The 18,191-nt window shown below is 35.0% G+C and carries 11 protein-coding genes; 5 read left to right on the top strand and 6 right to left on the bottom strand.

Going from position 1 to position 18,191, the window contains the following annotated elements; genetic code table 11:
* The first annotated feature begins 86 nt into the window (after positions 1-86).
* Both GJV76_RS01745 and GJV76_RS01740 read left to right on the top strand, forming a co-directional pair.
* A complete protein-coding gene (locus tag GJV76_RS01745) occupies positions 87-383 on the top strand; it encodes an HU family DNA-binding protein (RefSeq protein WP_002989807.1) in 297 nt (98 codons plus the stop codon).
* A 289-nt stretch (positions 384-672) separates the two neighbouring features.
* A complete protein-coding gene (locus GJV76_RS01740; RefSeq protein WP_155090929.1) occupies positions 673-2,229 on the top strand; it encodes an Rne/Rng family ribonuclease in 1,557 nt (518 codons plus the stop codon).
* A gap of 67 nt (positions 2,230-2,296) precedes the next feature.
* On the opposite strand, the gene pbpC is transcribed toward GJV76_RS01740, so the two are convergent.
* The 3 genes from pbpC to GJV76_RS01725 form a co-directional block, all read right to left on the bottom strand.
* Positions 2,297-4,678, bottom strand: a complete 2,382-nt coding sequence (gene pbpC, locus GJV76_RS01735) for a penicillin-binding protein 1C (protein WP_155090928.1) — start codon at positions 4,676-4,678, stop codon at positions 2,297-2,299.
* Positions 4,679-4,741: 63 nt separating this feature from the next.
* A complete protein-coding gene (locus GJV76_RS01730; protein ID WP_155090927.1) occupies positions 4,742-10,267 on the bottom strand; it encodes an alpha-2-macroglobulin family protein in 5,526 nt (1,841 codons plus the stop codon).
* 14 nt (positions 10,268-10,281) lie between these two features.
* Positions 10,282-10,725: a nucleoside deaminase gene (locus GJV76_RS01725; RefSeq protein ID WP_155090926.1), complete on the bottom strand. Its 444-nt coding sequence runs from the start codon at positions 10,723-10,725 to the stop codon at positions 10,282-10,284.
* 72 nt (positions 10,726-10,797) lie between these two features.
* Here GJV76_RS01725 and GJV76_RS01720 point away from each other — a divergent pair, with 72 nt between their 5' ends.
* Genes GJV76_RS01720 through GJV76_RS01710 form a run of 3 tightly spaced genes read left to right on the top strand, consistent with a single transcriptional unit; the run spans position 10,798 to position 14,503 of the window.
* Positions 10,798-12,564 carry a 1-deoxy-D-xylulose-5-phosphate synthase gene (locus GJV76_RS01720; protein ID WP_155090925.1) on the top strand — a complete coding sequence of 589 codons (1,767 nt, stop codon included), beginning with the start codon at positions 10,798-10,800 and terminating at the stop codon, positions 12,562-12,564.
* Between the two features lie 3 nt (positions 12,565-12,567).
* The gene (locus GJV76_RS01715) at positions 12,568-13,785 is read left to right on the top strand and encodes a DUF3078 domain-containing protein (RefSeq protein ID WP_230381476.1); all 1,218 of its coding nucleotides are present in this window, start codon (positions 12,568-12,570) and stop codon (positions 13,783-13,785) included.
* A 10-nt stretch (positions 13,786-13,795) separates the two neighbouring features.
* The gene (locus GJV76_RS01710; RefSeq protein ID WP_155090924.1) at positions 13,796-14,503 is read left to right on the top strand and encodes a porin family protein; all 708 of its coding nucleotides are present in this window, start codon (positions 13,796-13,798) and stop codon (positions 14,501-14,503) included.
* On the opposite strand, the gene GJV76_RS01705 is transcribed toward GJV76_RS01710, so the two are convergent.
* The 3 genes from GJV76_RS01705 to asnS all read right to left on the bottom strand — a co-directional run bounded on the left by GJV76_RS01705 (position 14,498) and on the right by asnS (position 18,169).
* The gene (locus GJV76_RS01705; protein WP_155090923.1) at positions 14,498-15,118 is read right to left on the bottom strand and encodes a hypothetical protein; all 621 of its coding nucleotides are present in this window, start codon (positions 15,116-15,118) and stop codon (positions 14,498-14,500) included. The two genes, GJV76_RS01710 and GJV76_RS01705, sit on opposite strands and share 6 nt — an antisense overlap.
* Positions 15,119-15,164: 46 nt before the next feature.
* On the bottom strand, positions 15,165-16,622 hold the full coding sequence (gene rpoN / locus GJV76_RS01700; protein ID WP_155090922.1) for an RNA polymerase factor sigma-54: 1,458 nt from the start codon (positions 16,620-16,622) through the stop codon (positions 15,165-15,167).
* A 113-nt stretch (positions 16,623-16,735) separates the two neighbouring features.
* Positions 16,736-18,169, bottom strand: a complete 1,434-nt coding sequence (gene asnS, locus GJV76_RS01695; RefSeq protein ID WP_155090921.1) for an asparagine--tRNA ligase — start codon at positions 18,167-18,169, stop codon at positions 16,736-16,738.
* Between the last annotated feature and the right edge of the window lie 22 nt (positions 18,170-18,191).

Below are 18,191 nucleotides of genomic sequence, written 5' to 3'. Positions count from 1 at the left end.
ATTAAGGTTGAATTATTGGATTATAAATTAATATATTTGCACACTCTAAAAATTTCGGACAACAACAAAATAATTTATATCTAAAAATGACGAAAGCAGACATTGTAGCTAAAATTTCAGAGAAATTAGGGCTTGAGAAAGGTGACGTACAGGCGACAGTTGAATCTTTTATGGATGAAGTAAAGGCGTCGTTAGAGACAGGTGAAAACGTGTATCTAAGAGGTTTTGGAAGTTTTATCATCAAAACAAGAGCTGAGAAAACAGGAAGAAACATTTCTAAAAACACTACAATTAGAATTCCTGCTCATAACATCCCAGCGTTCAAACCTGCTAAGGTGTTTGTAGAAGGCGTTAAGTCAAACACAGAAGTTAAAGTAAAATAATTTATTAATCTCTAAATTACACACATTATGCCAAGTGGTAAAAAAAGAAAAAGACATAAGGTAGCGACTCACAAACGTAAAAAAAGAGCGAGAGCTAACCGTCACAAAAAGAAAAAGTAGTTTAAAACTACTTTTTTCTTTTACTGAAAGAAAAAACAAAAAAGACTTATCTCTTGGAGGGGTAGGTCTTTCGGGTTATATACCTACTATTGTTGTTTAATCCATCTATACAAACTCCTTTTGGTTTGAATAAACTGTTAATGAATGAGTATGGATATAAATGTACAGTATGAATAAAGAGCTAATTATTAGGTCGAATTCTGATACAGTAGATTTTGCCTTATTAAAAGATGGAAAACTTATAGAATTACACAGAGAACGTGAACAAACAGAAGATACTGGATTTCAAGTTGGCGATATTTTTATTGCTAAGATCAGAAAACCAGTGGCTGGATTAAATGCCGCTTTTGTTCATGTGGGATTTGAGAAAGATGCGTTTTTGCATTACCACGATTTGGGACCAAATCTCAAGACTCTGTTGAAATTTACTAAACTTGTAAGCGGAGGTAAATTAAAAGAATTTTCTTTAAAGAATATTCCTTTTGAAGAGGAGATTGATAAGGACGGTGTTATCACTGATGTGTTAAGTGCTAATCAATCTTTGTTGGTTCAGATTGTTAAAGAACCTATCTCGACAAAAGGACCACGCATTAGTTCTGAGTTGTCAATCGCAGGGCGATATGTTGTTCTGGTTCCCTTTTCTAATAGAGTGTCGATCTCTCAAAAGATCGAATCTAAGGAAGAAAAGGAACGATTAAAGAAAATGGTACTTACAATAAAGCCAAAAGGCTTTGGAGTTATAGTACGCACAGTTGCTGAAGGTATGTCCGTTTCTGATATCGAAAGAGATTTAGAAAATTTAATGGACAAGTGGAATGCCATGTGCAAAAAGTTAACTACAGCTCATCATCCTTCTAAAGTGTTAGGAGAAGTGAATAAAGCATCTTCTATACTGAGAGATGTATTTAATGATACTTTTACGGGTATTATTACAGATGATGAGGATATGTACTTTCACACGAAGGACTATTTGCAAGAGATTGCTCCTTCTAAAGTTTCCATAGTGAAACACTATCAGTCAAGAGAGGTACCTATTTTTGAAAAATACAGTATTGAACGTCAAATCAAAACTTCTTTTGGTAAGACTGTTTCTATGAGTAAGGGAGCTTACTTAATTATAGAGCATACTGAGGCACTTCACGTGATTGATGTCAATAGTGGAAATAGGTCTAACAAAGCTCAATCTCAAGAAGATACTGCTCTTGAAGTGAATTTGATTGCCGCTGCAGAAATTGCAAGACAATTGAGATTACGAGATATGGGTGGAATTATCGTAGTGGATTTTATTGATATGGGGAACCCAGAGAATAGAAAGACATTATATGATTTCTTAAAAGAGGAAATGAGTGATGACAAGGCCAAACACAAAATCTTGCCGCCGAGTAAATTTGGTTTAATTCAGATTACAAGGCAAAGGGTTAGACCTGAAGTAAGTATCGAAACAAGAGAAGAAGACCCTAATGAACATGGGGAAATTGAAGCTCCTATCCTTGTTATCGATAAAATCAAGGCTGACTTGGAAAGCATTGTTTTAAGAGATAAATCAACTAAGATTATCTTGAATACTCATCCATTCGTGGCTGCGTATTTGAAAAATGGTTTTCCATCTATTCGCTTTAAGTGGTGGATGGAAATGAAAAAGTGGGTAAAGATTGTCCCACGCGACGCTTACACGTATTTAGAATACCATTTCTTTGATGATAAAGGTAACAATCTATCAGAATAAATAAAAACCTGCTAATGAGTTAGCAGGTTTTTTTTATTCTGTTAAACTGTTGAAGTCTATTGTGAATTTAGTTATCAGAGCTAAGAGCTATTTCAATTTCAATAGTCTTGCTCGCCCCTAAAGAATTGACTATAGTCAAGTAATGTTTTCCTGGAGTGGTTTGGATAGGCATCTCGTGAAAGATTGTTGTTGAACCTATGTATTCTTCATTTAAGTACCAATAGATATTTCTGTCAGTTGTGTTTACAGCAGCTTTAGCTATTAGAGGCTGTAACTCTGATAGGAAGTTCTTTGTTAGATAAATTACATCTCCGTGTTTTGGATAAATAAATTCAATTGTGTTCTTTTCACCGCTTTGATCACAGTCCTCTCTAAAAGGAGGAGGGTCTTTGTAATCACTATGGTAATTCTTATAATAATATGACATAATTGGCGGTAATACAAACCACGGTTTACTCACGATATTTGTGATTAGTTCACATTGGCTATTCACTTGATATTGCTCTGTAACATCAAGGTGTAGCAATGTGTGGTACGGGCATATTTCTACCTTCTTCTCTCGATAGGGAATGAGTTGTTTTATAGCCTTGCAATTTGGACCTGCTGTATAACCGGAAATCTCACAGACATCTTCTTCTTCTAAATCATCCAGAGGTGTGTCAAACCAAGTCGCCTTAGGAAGTAACTTGAATAGGTCGAAAAGAATGGGCCCTGCCATTCTCACTCCACTGATAGATGGCCTTCCTTCCCCTGTAGCATTACCAACCCATACACCTACGATGTATTTTTTATTCAGACCCACTGCCCAAGCATCTCTTCCTCCAAAACTTGTTCCGGTTTTCCAAGCAACTTTAACGGCAGAGTCGTAATGTTTCCACGCTTCATCACCTTCGGGTCTATTAACGAGAGTTAATGCTTTAAAAGTGCTGTAAATAGCTCCTGCGCCTATTGTAGCTGATTCTTTTCTTTCTTTTCCAAAGTCGAGTTTCATTTCGTCTTTATCCCATTGAAGTTCTTGAATCTCATTTTCTCTATATTTACCCTGGTGACTGTTGAAGTAGTTTAATGTTGAGGCCATACCCGCGTATGCTCGGGTTATTTCCCAAAGACTGCTTTCTGCACCTCCAAGTATGAGAGATAGCCCATAGTGATTAGGGTGTTTGTTTATACTTTTGAAACCGAAAGACTGCAATTGGTCGTGAAATTTGTAAACGCTGTATTTCTGTAACATTAGCACAAAGGGAATATTCAATGATCTGAATAATGCTTGATCGGCAGGTACACCTCCTTCGTATGTGTTGCTATAATTTTTTGGCTTATAACCTGATATGACGATTGGGATATCTTGGATGAGCATTTTGGGTAATATTTCAGCTTCATCTAACATTGCTCCTGATAAGAAAGGCTTAAGTATACTTCCTGTACTTCTTTGTGCTCTAATGATATCTACGTCTTTCTTGTTTTGAAAGGTAGTAGGAGAATTACCAATATAGGAGACTATTTGACGTGTGTCTACATCAATAATGATTGCTGCGATATTGTGTATTTCAGATTGTTTATAATTGTGATAATAGCTCGCAATAATTTCATTAGCCCTTACTTGAATGTCGTAGTTGATCGTTGTTTTAGTCAGTTTTTCTTTCTTAGTTTTAGTAACTAATTGCAAAAGATGCGGTGCAATTTGTGGTAGATCATGAGGCTTTTGAGGTAGTTGTTCTATTAAGGCCAGCTCATAGGTGGTCTTGTCTATGATTTTATTGTCATAGATTTTTTTAAGTAAAGCATTTCTTTTTCGCAATAGTATATCTTGATTCTTGCCTGGGTAAATTAATCTCGGAGCATTCGGCAAAACTGCTAAAGTCGCTGATTCTGCCCAAGAAAGTTGGTCTGGTGTGTTTCCAAAGTACCTCCAAGCAGCAACATCTAATCCTACCACATTCCCTCCAAAAGGGGCATGAGATGCGTAGAGAGCAAGAATTTTGTCCTTGCTGTATCTAAACTCCAATCGCGTGGCTTGTATGGCTTCAATTAACTTTTCGGCATAACTTCTCTTTTGTCCATCTCGTGCAAGTCTGATTGTTTGCTGAGTTAAAGTACTTCCTCCTCTTATGACGCGTTTTGCTTTCAAGTTTGTTATAAGTGCTTTTACTGTTGATACAGGGTTGATACCCCAATGATAATTGAAGTACTCATCTTCATAGTGCGTAATACACATTTTAAACTTGTACGGAATAGTATCAGTTTCTGGGAATCTCCACTGTCCATCAGTGGCTATTTGGGCTCCTATTAACTTTCCTTCTTGACTTTCAATAACAGTCGAGTAGGGCTTGTCAAACAACTGTCTGGGCAAACTGAAATAATAGATTATTAGCAAAAGCAGAACAATGGAAACTTTTACTTTTTTCTTAGTACTCCACGTAGATATTTTATAGAATTTGTTTTTGCTCATATAAACACAAATAAATACAGGGAGTATAAGCTCCCTGTATAAAGTATAAAAATATTAGAATAATTATTTAACTACTTCTATCCATTTACCAGCTGTGCGAGAACGATATGAGTTATCGTACATTGCATTTGCATGCACACCTGGCATATAGTATTTACCTAAATAAGAGGCATTCAGATTGACTTTTAGAACTTTACTACTCTTTCCGCTGAGGTAGAAATAGAACATAGATCTATCATCTCTTATATCTGTATGACTTACTTGATTGTCGGAATCACCTGCTTCAGTGTAACGTAGATTGACAATTTCCCATCCAGAAGGTACAATGTGTGTAAGTGCTATATTATCCACTGATTTTATGTCGTTGTTTGTAATCGTTATATAAGCTATAAACTCAGTTCCTTGATTTAGTGTGGTTGGATCTATTGTCATACCTTTTGTATCAGTGAATGTAGTTTTGATACTTAACTTACTCTCATCTACCAATTCTTTTCCAATAGGAAGTATACCACTTGTAGCAACTTTTACATATAAAACGCCATTGCTTGTGTTTGTTAGCGACAATTCATTATTTGTTTTTAATGAAGTTAGGTCTTTATTAAAGAAGTTATTCTTGTCGTTAACAGTAGCAGATTGTCCATTTAGTGAGTATGTAGCTTTTATACCATTAGATTTAGCTAATTTTTTTGTGTATTGTGAAATAGCATTTAATCCATAGGCAGTGGTTTGCGTACTCATCCAAGTATCTGAACCAAGTTTGTGTGCCAATTCTGTAGCAAGTTCATATGTCCTTGTAGCATCGGAGTTTGTCAAGATTAGCGTTTCCAAGGCCATAGCCATATTTCTTTCATAAGACCCATAGTAAAAGTAATTGTTATCTCTATTATCTAAGCTGCCTTCTGTAGCGAGTTTTGTAGCAATTTCTTTTTGCCCTACTAAAGCATAGGCTGCTGCTAATCGTAGTTTAGCAATTTGTGAAATATTAGCAGTTTCTCTTAACCTGTTCATGGATGCTAATTCTGGAGCTCCAGCTAATGCTAAAGTATAAAGGCGATATGATTGAGCAACATCGTTGTTGTAGTTTGGTTGATGTCTCCAATTTCTCGCTTCATTTTGTTGATATGAAATCCAGTTCGCTTTACTTCCGACAGGTAAGACATATCCTCTTTTTTCAGCTTCTAAGAAGAAGTGACCAACATAAGAAGTAGCCCAATCATCTGCGTATGTTGAAGAACTCCAATAGCGGAATCCTCCATTGGACATTTGGCGTTCAGCTAATTTTACAATACCTGCATTAACGTTGTTTTGAATCGATTTCTTTTTAGAGTCGTTTAACTCCGTAAAGTCTTCTAAGAACAACTGCGGGAATACACCTGAAGTAATCTGTTCACTACATCCGTGAGGGTAGTTAATAAGGAATTTCAATCGAGATGTTAAGTTGATGCCAGGGAAATTTGACAGTTCTAAAACTGCAGTATTAGTTCCGCTTACACCAAAATTTTCCCAGTTTATTTTCTCTGTTTGGTTTGGATGAATTGTAATGGTATGGTTTTGTGTTGCAATTGGATTTGGATTTAGAACATCTAATTCTACTTCGTAGTTAGCCTTTTCTTTTCCAGAAGTAGCTTCTATAAGAATTTTAGATACACCTGTTTTTTGCAATACTTCTAAATCAAAATATACAATTTGATCACCAGGACTGCTGAATGTTATATTTTGAGAGCTTTCTGTTAACAATTTAAACTTGTCGTCTGTTTTAACAGTTACTTTCACATCTTTAATCTGTTTTTCCATTGCAAATACGGTAACAGGTAAAGTTACTTTTTCACCAGGTACAGCTCTTCGAGGTAAAGAACCCAAAATCATAAGAGGGTTATTCACTTTTACTGTTTTTTCAACATTACCATAAGCTTTTGTATTTGCATTGGCAGCTACTATCATAGTCCTAACAGAACCGATATATTTAGGCATTTTTAGTTTGTGGTTAGCCGTTTTTCCAGCTTCAAGTATAAAAGGACCTTCGTGTATCACGACAGGTTTGAACCTATTCGCTTTTTTCACTTCTCCTGCACCCAGATCTTCATCCCCTCCTATACTGAAAATTTGATTAATTGATCCACCATAGGCTCCAATTACATCATTGTAGATGTCCCATGTACGCACTCCTAAAGCTGTTTTTGAGTAGAAGTTATCCCATGGGTTAGGAGTTTTAAATCTCGTTAAATCTAATAATCCTTCTTCTACCACAGCGATAGTATAAGTCATTTTTTGTCCAGACTTTTCTTTTACTTGAATGCTGAAATCCGCTTCTGGCTGCAATCTATCAGGCATAGTGATGATTGGCTCAAGCTTTGTCTTTTTATCGTAAACGTCTATAGGGACAATACCATATAAGCGAATAGGTGAATTGTTAAGGGTGTTAGCGTGTGGCTGAATTGACGATATATTTATATAAATATTAGGAGCCATATTAGCTGTAGCAGTAAACTCAAAGTTTGTTTCGCCCTTAGTTGTTTTTACCCAATGTGTTTCAACGACATTTGTTCCATTTTCAATCGATACTAAAGCTCTACCGTTTTCACTTGAAGGGAAAGATAGTTTTACTTTCTCACCAACAGAATACTCTTTCTTATCCGTAGCAATAGATAACATAGTTGCTTCTTTAGCCTGACTACCTTTAGCTCTTGTAGAGTAGTATGGCCAATCTACATAAATAGTGGTTGCAGAAATATGCCCACTAGAAAGGTCTGTTGCAACTACTTCATAAGTACCCCAATCTTGCTCTGGAATCGTTAGAGTGTATTCACCAAGACCATTGCTATTCGTTTCAATTGTTTCTGATAGGTAAAGTGAATAATAACTTGATGTACTGTAATCTGAATATCCATTATTACCTCTGCTCCACCACCAAGATCCACTGTTTTTGTAGATATCTATTTTAATTCTTCCTTGTAGTGTTTCTTCTTGATCGTTTAACTTAACGAAGCTAAATTTTAACTTCTGATCTGTTTCATAGTATCCATATTTATTTGGATCTGGTGAAAGAATACCAACATAAGAAGAAAATGGTGAATACGTAGCAGTAGAAACGTCAGTAGACATATCTCCTCCGTTCTCAAATACTTTAGTTACGAATATTGCTTTTAGTAAACCTGCATTTTTGAAAGAATAATCTGAATCGAGGTAGAAGGAGAAATTACCATCATAGTCTGTACTTCCATTAAAAACTGTGTTATCTTGTGAATAGTCAGAATAGAGATTGTTTTCAAAAGTGTAATTTTTGAATTTCTTGAAGGCAGTAGGCTGCTTGATCAACTTCATTGTAACATTTGCTTTTAGGTTTTTAGCAGTAGTACCTTGCAGCCATTGAACATTGAAATCAACGCGTTTACTTGTTGTACTTGACAACACTTTACCTTCTACATTGTTTTTTATTTTTAAGCGGTTTGGCTTAATTGTTTCAATCTTGATTCTTTTATAGAACTTCACACCACCAACACTCAGGTTAGCTGACCAATTTCCTGTAGGTGCTTCAGCTGAGGTTTTTAATTGGAATACATAGTGATTAGTATTGTTTTTCTTGCGAATTATTTGATCTACAAGCTTTCCATAAGGATCACTAAAAGTTAATTTGATAGGATGTTGTGATGGCAACGGATTTGCTGTATCATCTAATATAAAGCTGATAAAGATGTCGTCACCAGGTCTCCATACTCCTCTTTCTGTGTATAGATAACCATTGATTCCGTTATTTAGCTTTGTACCATCAACATCAAAGTTGCTAATAGCTAATGCATTGTTTTCTTCAATTTTTACGTACGTAGTGTTTTTTTCGTGACGTACAATAGCAAATGAAGGTTTTTGTTTTTCTAAGTTAATGCTTAATAGACCATAAGAATCCGTCTTAGATGATGCTATTAGCTGTTGTTGGTAGGTGTAAAACTCAACTGTTGCAGCACCGATAGGTTCTGTTGATATTAAATCAGTTACTATTGCTGAATATACATTATTAGTTCCCCCTTTGATAATTACTCCTAAATCACTTGCAAGTACGTTAATTGCTTTTTTTCCTTGATAATAGTAGTAAGCTGGATCACATGGATTATCTCTTTCAGACCAATTGTAATAATAGTATTCATAATCATCATATTCGTCATATTCGTCACTATAGTCTGTTGCATATTGTTCATTACTATCGCTATTATCCTCGGTTGATTCCTCTCCACAGGTATATAAAGAATACACTTTCTTCATACTAAGTTCAACTCTGTAGATAGCTCCAGGCTCTGGAGTAATGATAGAGGCTAAGTCAAGTGCATAAGTATTCCAATTGAGTAATGCTTTTGGATTAGCATTGGTCAGTTTTATTGTTGTTTCAGCTATAGGTGAAGCAACATTGTGTAAATTATAAGAACCATTTAAGCTATTGTCTTGTAAGAATTGCAAGATATTGTTTTCGAAGATTCGATATACCTTTACATCCACAGCATTCAGTGTTGTAGCTTGGAAATTTATCTTTAAATTCTGTGAACTTGGAAGTATAGTACCGTTACTCAATAATTCGATTTGGGGACTAAGTATACCAAAATTTACAGTGAAGTAATGTTCTAAATCTGATGTGATGTTTGACGTTCCGTCTAATCCTCTAATTCCACGATGTACAGTTAAAGTAACTTCATTTTTTATAGGTTTGTCTACATATACTTTCAAAACATTACCGTCAGTGGTATATGTCAATTTACTATTGTTATCCGAAAGTGAAATTAAACCCTCAAAAGACTGATTTTTCCTTAAAGGTTTAGAGAAATTAATCCAAACTGATTGATCATCGTTTGGAAATGTTTTAATGAAAAAAGGGTAAAAAGCATGATTTGGTGGGATACTAAAAGTAAAATCAGTATTTTGATTTGTATTCAGTGATTTTCCGTTTATACTTAATACTAATTCAGTGCTTTGATCTTGAGCGGTAATTTTCTTTGCGATAAAGGGAAATTCTTTAGCTTCACTTTTAGCTTCACTTGTTAATTGTAGTTCTACTTTCTCGTTGTTTTTAAGCTTCGCTGTAATAACCTTTTTTGCTTGTTCAGTAGTCACCCAGTCGCTTGAAGAAAGAACACCGTTAACGATAAAATTATCCGTGTCAACTGATTGTAAATCATTGAATTCTACGTTGAATGTTAAAGGTATGGTGTTAAATTGGAAATTAAATTCAGAAAGTTTATCTTCCAATTTTACTATTTCTCCCAATTTTAAACTCACTGCGTATTTTTGATCCTGTTTTAATCGTTCAGTTGGTTCAAATCGCAATACATTTGTTGGCAAATAGATAAGTTTACCCTTCACTGCTGGAGTGATCGTAAAGAGTTTTGAATCTACTTCTTGATTTGCCTCCCAGTCACCTATATTTTTAGTAAGACCTATGTCAATAGGTGCCTTGGTAGATACAACACCAGTCGTGAAAGACGCGATATACTCTGTGAATAGTTTAGGATTTGACAATGTCAAATCACTGTTTACGTCTTTTTTACAAGATTGTAAAAAGATAAAACAGAAACTAAACATGAGTATGAGTAGTTTTTTCATTTTCATATTAAGCAATTTTATTATGTTCTTTTTTTATTAAAAAATTCAATCATTAAGTTACTACATTCTTTTTGTAGTACACCAAATTTAATAGTCGTTTTAGGGTGTATTTTACCGCCCATTGCTCGATAGCCTCGTTTCTCATCTTCCGCGCCACATACAATTTTAGAAATTTGACTCCAATAAAGAGCTCCTGCACACATTTGGCAAGGTTCTAAAGTTACGAATAAAGTACAGTTCTTTAGGTACTTAGCGTTTAAAAAATTAGCTGCTGATGAAATAGCTTGTATTTCTGCATGGGCAGTGACATCGTGTAGTAATTCTGTCAGATTGTGGCTCTTTGCAATAATTTGATTATTGGCTACTATGATTGCCCCAACAGGTATTTCGCCTTTTAGAGCAGCTTCTTTTGCTTCATTGATTGCAATTTGCATGAAGTATTCATCAGAAAGTATATCAGTCATTGTGGTCTTAACATATTAAAGAATCAAAAGTAAAAACAAAATTGTAATTTTGTTTTTTATTTGTTAAAAAGAATGTCTTACACTATACTAAATCAGATACAAAACCCAAAGGACCTCAAGAAACTTACTATTGGTGAGTTAGAAGAATTAGCTCGTGAACTTCGACGTTTTATAATTGAAGTTGTGGCTACCAAAGAAGGGCATTTAGGTGCAAGTCTGGGTATGGTGGAACTGTCCATAGCATTGCACTATGTTTTTGATACTCCAAGTGATCAACTTGTATGGGATGTGGGACATCAGGCTTACGGACATAAGCTGCTTACTGGAAGGTTTAAAGACTTTTATTCCAATAGACAGAAAGGTGGAATAAGTGGTTTTCCAAAGAGAGATGAGAGTGTTTATGATGCTTTTGGTGTTGGTCACTCATCAACTTCTATATCAGCTATTCTTGGGATGGCAATTGCTTCTAAGTTGCAGGGTAATACTAAGAAGCAACATATCGCTGTTATTGGCGATGCATCGATAGCGGCTGGTATGGCTTTCGAAGGACTAAATCACGCCGGAGTTTCCGATACAAATATGCTTGTTATTCTCAATGACAATGCCATTGGTATTGACCCAAGTGTTGGCGCTTTAAAGGATTATTTAGCCTCAGTTAAGCAAGGGAAGAATCCCCGTGTTAACAATATGATCAAATCTCTTCACTTTAAGTATGACGGACCTTTAGATGGACATAATTTGCAGGATCTGATTAAAAAATTAGAACAACTTAAAAAGAGAAAGGGACCTAAGTTTCTGCATTTGATTACAACAAAGGGAAAAGGACTTAAACAAGCAGAGGAAAACCAAGTGAAGTACCATGCTCCTGGTAAGTTTAATAGTCAGACAGGTGAATTACTAAAAGAAAAGACAGAGCAATTTCCAGCTAAGTATCAGGATGTCTTTGGGCATACTTTAGTAGAGTTGGCTAAGGCAAATCCAAATATTGTTGGTATTACGCCTGCTATGCCTACAGGAAGCTCAATGGGCTTTTTGATGGATGCCTTTCCAGAACGTGCTTTCGATGTAGGAATAGCCGAACAACATGCCGTAACATTAGCTGCGGGAATGGCTACTCAAGGTTTACTGCCTTTTTGCGCTATTTATTCTACCTTTTTGCAGAGAGCTTATGATCAGATTATTCACGATGTTGCTCTACAGAAGTTGCCAGTTGTTTTTTGTATTGACAGAGCTGGTTTAGTGGGGGAGGATGGAGCTACTCATCAGGGAGTATTTGATTTAGCTTATTTATCATGTATTCCCAATCTGATTATTGCTGCTCCTTTGAATGAAGTTGAATTGCGCAATTTGTTGTATACTGCTCAATTGGAAACTGAGTTACCTTGGGCTATACGCTATCCTCGCGGTAGAGGAGTACTAAGGGAAGATTGGAGACAATCTTTTTCAAAAATAAGCATTGGAAATGTTCGTGAATTGCAAAAAGGAAATAAATTTGTCATTCTGTCTACTGGTACAATCGGTAATCACGTGATTAGTGCATTTAACCAGGTGCAGAATAGTGCATGGGGTCATTGTCATTTTACCTTTGTCAAACCATTGAACGAGGTGGAATTGCATAGAATATGTCAGCAGTATGAGCGAATTGTCACTATCGAAGATGCTTCTGTCTCTGGAGGGTTTGGAAGTTTGATAAGTCAATTTGTAAGTAAGAATTATTCATGTGTGTCTGTTGAAAGTTTAGGTGTTCACGATCAGTTTGTCGAGCATGCTACTGTTCAGCAGCAATATGAAGAATGCGGTATAGATATAGAATCGATAATTAGAATTATAAAGGAATAAGTTTTGAAAAGGTTTACAAAAGTTTTAGGTAGTATTTGTTTTTTCTTTAGCATTTCTGTTGGGGGATATGCACAAGGTAATTTGATTGGTACTGATAGACCAGTGGCGCAGGTTGCCAAGGTGGAAGATGTTCAACGAGATACAGTTATAGTTCAAGAAAATCCTTTTAACCCTCTCATGGGATATATACCTCCTAAAGATTACAGTTACAACAGTATCAATTATACACGAGGAAGCGGTAATTATAACTTGCCTTTTTTTAAACCAGAAGTCTATGTGAAAGCGAGTAAACCCAAGTTTTCTGAAATTCAATTGAACTATAATCCAAAAATCGATTTACACGTTTTGCCTATTAACGATGAGATAATCGGTTATTGGGAAAAGAGCAATAAGCTTGGATTAGACCTGAACCAAATTGCCTTTGTGAATTGGAGTTCGGGTGGGGATAATTCTATTTCAGGGATTCTAAAAGGAGATTTTCAACGCAAGTATATAAAAGGACGATTAGTTTGGGATAATACTTTAAGTGTAAGATATGGTGTCAATAAACAGTCTGAACGCGAACTTCGCAAGACAGACGACGTTTTGGATATCAATTCTTCTTTTGGTTATAGAAAATCAAATATATCGGATTGGTATTACGTTGCTAAATTAAACTTTAAAACACAGTTTACGGATGGTTTTAATTATCCTAATACAGATGATCCAATCTCACGTTGGTTTGCACCAGCTTATTTGTTTGTAGGGGTTGGGGGTGAATATGTATTGCCGAAAAGCAGAATGAAGTTCTATATTTCGCCATTGACTTATAAAGCTACTTTTGTAGCCGATCAGACTTTAGCTAACCAAGGAGCTTTTGGGGTAACTAAAGCAGAAAAAGATGACTTGGGTAATATTTTGAGAAAAGGAAAAAAGTATAATGCCGAATTGGGTTTTTTATTGAGTAATGAATGGAAGAAAGAAGTGTTTAAGAACATACTTTTAGATCACAAGCTTACACTGTATAGCGATTATTTGAATAACTTTGGTAATATCTATGTTTCTTGGGAGTTAAAATTAGACCTCAAAGTAAATGATTACGTACGTGCCAATGTTGGTACCTATTTAATTTATGACGATAACGTAAAAACAAAAGTGGAACGCAACGGAGAGCAGGTGACAGAAGGACCTAAGGCACAGTTTAAACAAACCCTTGGTGTAGGTTTAGTATACACATTCTAAAATAGTAGCTATGAATAAAAAAATCTTTTTTACTGTATTGTTCTTTCATATCATTTCTATTTCATTCGGTCAGATAGAAGGAGAAGAATTCGTAGCGACGGACAGTTTGACTTCAGTGATTAAGGAAGTTGATTATAAGTACAGAGAAGATCAGTTTTATTTTGGTGTGACTCATACTTTGATGCAAGATAAACCCGCAGGTTATTCACCTTATTCATTTTCTATTGGTGTAAATGGTGGATTTTTGCGCGATTTTCCAATTAATAAAAGTCGCACTGTAGCAATTGCTCCTGGGATAGGTTACTCTTATTTAAACTTGAGAAGTAGTTTTGGTTTAAATGAGAATTTAGATTATGTCATCTTGGACAGTTATAAACAAAGTGCTTTATCAATTCACTCTATTGATTTTCCTATAGAATTTCGCTGGAGAAATTCAACTCCTGATAGCCATAAGTTTTGGCGTGTGTATTTAGGATTCAAAGCCAGTTATCGTTTCAGTGACCGCTTTAAAACTAAGACGAGTGAATATACAAGGTATTATCGAAATGACGATAATTTGAATAAATGGCTCTATGGTGTTTATGCTTCACTTGGATTTAATACGTGGAATTTCTACGTGTACTACGGATTGAACAATATCTATAAAAAAGATATGATTGCTAATGACTCTCAACGTTTGAAGATGTTGAATGTAGGGCTAATGTTTTACATTTTATAAAGTAAATATCTTAGCGTTGTATATAAAGAAAAATTGAGGTAGTATTCCAATTATTGTTCCTAAAATAACCTCTAACGAAGTGTGTGCTTTTAGGTATAATCTCGCACTTCCAATTCCTCCTAATAGCATTACCATTGCTATAAGTAGTATATGCCCTTGTATTTGATATTGAACTAATAAGTAAACAGTAAAGGTAATCATCGATGAGAATAACGCCATATGAGTACTGCATTTCTGTTTGACAAAAAGAAAGAGAAGTAAAAGAGTATAGGTGCATATCAATCCCCAAAAGTAAAGCTTAAGTTCGTACGCACTATTCTCCATTAAGATGTAATCTTTTAGGCTGATTAACAAGATGATATTGACAAAGAAAGGAAGAAGTCTCTCTCTTGGGTTATTCAGCATAACTGTTGAACTAATCAGCTTTAGGGAATGTAACAACAGGTAAATTGTAATAGGTAAGAGTATAGTGATAATACCCACTTGAATGGATATAATGAGTATTTCTGTACTATTAAAAAAGTCACTTGTAAAGTAAAAATAAAGCAATACCGTAAATAGGGGAATTACTATAGGGTGAAATAGATAAGATAATATTTTAAGAGTTTTTTCCATATTGTTATTACCTTAAAACAAAGTGTAGCTTCACTAAATAGAAAAATTAAATGCGTTTGCGCATTCTCGCCACAGGAATATCTAATTGCTCTCTATATTTAGCAACTGTTCTCCTTGCAATAGGATAGCCCTTTTCTTTTAATAATTCAGCTAATTTATCATCAGGATAAGGTTTGCTCTTTTCCTCATCATTAATGATGTTTTGGAGTATTTTTTTGATTTCAATAGTAGATACTTCTTCTCCTTGATCATTAACCATAGCTTCCGAAAAAAAGTTTTTGATTAAATGCGTACCGTAAGGCGTATCCACATATTTGCTATTTGCCACTCTTGATACAGTAGATATGTCTAAGCCAATTACATCAGCAATATCTTTAAGGATCATTGGTTTTAACTTAGTCTCATCACCAGTCATAAAATATTCTTCCTGGTAGTCCACAATAGCGCGCATGGTTACATAAAGTGTTTCTTGACGCTGTTTAATAGCATCAATAAACCATTTAGCTCCATCTAACTTTTGTTTGATAAACTGAACCGCATCTTTTTGAGCGTTGTTGTTTTTAGAAGACTCTTTGTAAGATTGCAACATCTCTTGGTAATCCTTAGAAACGTGTAATTCAGGTGCATTACGACCATTGAGAGATAGTTCTAATTCTCCATCCACTATTTTAATGGTAAAGTCAGGGGTGATGTGCTCTACTATGCGGCTATTTCCAACATAGGCACTTCCTGGTTTTGGATTTAACTTTTCAATTTCGTCTATGGCATTTCGAAGTTGATCTTTGGTCACTCCGTATTTTTGAAGTAGCTTATCGTAATGTTTTTTAGTAAAAGAGTCGAATTGATTTTCTATGATGTCTTTTGCTAATTCTATTGCATCTGTAGGTGTTTTATGTCTTAGCTGAAGCAGTAGACATTCTTGTAAATTTCTGGCACCTACACCAGATGGCTCTAATTCATGTACAATAGTTAAGATTTTCTCAACTGTTGCTTCATCTGTATAGATACCTTGAGTAAAAGCTAAGTCATCGACTACATCCTGTATTTCTCTGCGTATATATCCCATATCGTCGATACTACCTACAAGAAATTCAGCAATAGCTCTGTTTTCATCTGTTAAGATGAAAGTGTTCAATTGGTTTAATAAATCTTGGTGAAAACTGTCAAAAGCAATGATAGGTGCTTCATAGTCTTCATCATCTTTACTGTAGTTGTTAGCTTGTAATTTGTATTCAGGTGTCTCATCATCACTTAAATACTCGTCAATATTAATATCCTCAGTCTCTATTCTGTCATTGTCAAAATCATCATATTCATCCGCATAGTTATCTTCTTCATGCGTAGATTCGTTTTCTTTACCACTTTCGAGGGCTGGATTTTCAATTAACTCTTCTTTCAACCTTTGTTCGAAGGCCAAAGTAGGCAATTGAATTAGCTTCATCAACTGTATTTGTTGAGGTGATAATTTTTGCGATAACTTTAATTGAAGACTTTGTTTAAGCATTTTGTTTAATAATTGTGCGAATAAAAAAATGTTTACTTTATTACAAATAATTATTTATCAAAAATAATAAAAAAATGTGATAAAGTAAACATTATTAATAAGTATCAAGACCCTTAAAACTCTGCGCTTTGTGGAGTTCTTGGGAATGGAATTACGTCTCTAATATTGGTCATACCTGTCACAAAAAGCACAAGTCTTTCAAAACCAAGACCAAATCCACTGTGAGGAGCTGTTCCGAATTTGCGAGTATCTAAGTACCACCATAATTCTTCTTCATCAATACCCATTGATTTTATTTTATCAACAAGCACATCATATCTTTCCTCTCTTTGTGAACCTCCTACAATCTCACCAATTCCCGGGAATAAAATATCCATTGCTCTTACTGTTTTACCATCCTCATTCATTCTCATGTAGAATGCTTTGATTTCAGCTGGATAATCAAACAAAATTACAGGACATTTGAAGTGCTTTTCTACTAAGTAACGCTCGTGTTCACTTTGCAAGTCAGCTCCCCAACCATCGATGATGTATTTGAATTTTTTATTTTTATTAGGCTTAGAGTTTCTCAATATATCTACTGCCTCTGTATAGCTAACGCGTTTGAAATTGTTTTCCAATACAAAGTTTAGCTTCTCTAATAAAGACATATCACTTCTCTCTGCCTGTGGTTTGTTCTTTTCTTCGTCTTGTAAACGCTTATCTAAGAATACTAAATCATCATGACATTTTTCTAAGGTATATCTCACAACGTATTTAATGAAATCTTCTGCAAGATCCATATTGTCGTCTAAGTCATTAAAAGCTACTTCAGGCTCGATCATCCAGAACTCTGCCAAGTGACGAGAAGTATTTGAATTTTCAGCTCTAAATGTAGGACCAAATGTGTACACAGAACCTAAAGCCATAGCATAAGTTTCTGCTTCTAATTGACCAGATACAGTTAGGTTAGTTGATTTCCCGAAGAAGTCTTCTTTGAAGTTCACTTTTCCTTCTTCAGTTCTCGGTACGTTGTCAAAATCTAAAGAAGTAACTCTGAACATTTCTCCAGCTCCCTCTGCATCCGAACCTGTAATGATTGGCGCATTGAAATAAAAGAAACCATTATCTTGAAAGTATTTGTGTACTGCATAAGATAAAGTACTTCGAACACGCATAATTGCTCCGAACATATTTGTTCTGATTCTCAAATGCGCATTTTCACGTAAGAACTCTAAAGAGTGTTTTTTAGGTTGAATAGGGTATTCTTCTGGATTCGCCTCGCCGTAAACTTTTAATTTATTTACTTGAATTTCCACGTTCTGTCCAGCTCCTTTGCTTTCGATTAATGTACCAGTAACAGAAATAGCAGCACCTGTATTTACTTTTTTAAGTAACTCTGCTGGAAATTTGTCTAAATCTACTACACATTGAATGTTGTTGATTGTAGAACCATCATTTAATGCAATAAACTGATTGTTTCTAAAGGTTTTTACCCATCCCTTAGCTTTAACTTCATGCAGTAGGTTTTTACCTGTTAGAAGATCGACGATTTTCGTATGTTTCATGATGAAATATAATTTTAATAAT

The organism is Myroides albus (assembly GCF_009711045.1).
Lineage (GTDB): Bacteria > Bacteroidota > Bacteroidia > Flavobacteriales > Flavobacteriaceae > Flavobacterium > Flavobacterium album_A.
This window is presented reverse-complemented; position numbering and strand designations above follow the sequence as displayed.

What these genes read in the sequence shown, in the direction of transcription:
- GJV76_RS01745 (WP_002989807.1), top strand. Translation starts at nt 87, where the DNA reads ATGACGAAAGCAGACATTGTAGCTAAAATTTCAGAGAAATTAGGGCTT.
- GJV76_RS01740 (WP_155090929.1), top strand. Translation starts at nt 673, where the DNA reads ATGAATAAAGAGCTAATTATTAGGTCGAATTCTGATACAGTAGATTTT.
- pbpC (WP_155090928.1), bottom strand. Translation starts at nt 4,678, where the DNA reads ATGAGCAAAAACAAATTCTATAAAATATCTACGTGGAGTACTAAGAAA.
- GJV76_RS01730 (WP_155090927.1), bottom strand. Translation starts at nt 10,267, where the DNA reads ATGAAAATGAAAAAACTACTCATACTCATGTTTAGTTTCTGTTTTATC.
- GJV76_RS01725 (WP_155090926.1), bottom strand. Translation starts at nt 10,725, where the DNA reads ATGACTGATATACTTTCTGATGAATACTTCATGCAAATTGCAATCAAT.
- GJV76_RS01720 (WP_155090925.1), top strand. Translation starts at nt 10,798, where the DNA reads ATGTCTTACACTATACTAAATCAGATACAAAACCCAAAGGACCTCAAG.
- GJV76_RS01710 (WP_155090924.1), top strand. Translation starts at nt 13,796, where the DNA reads ATGAATAAAAAAATCTTTTTTACTGTATTGTTCTTTCATATCATTTCT.
- GJV76_RS01705 (WP_155090923.1), bottom strand. Translation starts at nt 15,118, where the DNA reads ATGGAAAAAACTCTTAAAATATTATCTTATCTATTTCACCCTATAGTA.
- rpoN (WP_155090922.1), bottom strand. Translation starts at nt 16,622, where the DNA reads ATGCTTAAACAAAGTCTTCAATTAAAGTTATCGCAAAAATTATCACCT.
- asnS (WP_155090921.1), bottom strand. Translation starts at nt 18,169, where the DNA reads ATGAAACATACGAAAATCGTCGATCTTCTAACAGGTAAAAACCTACTG.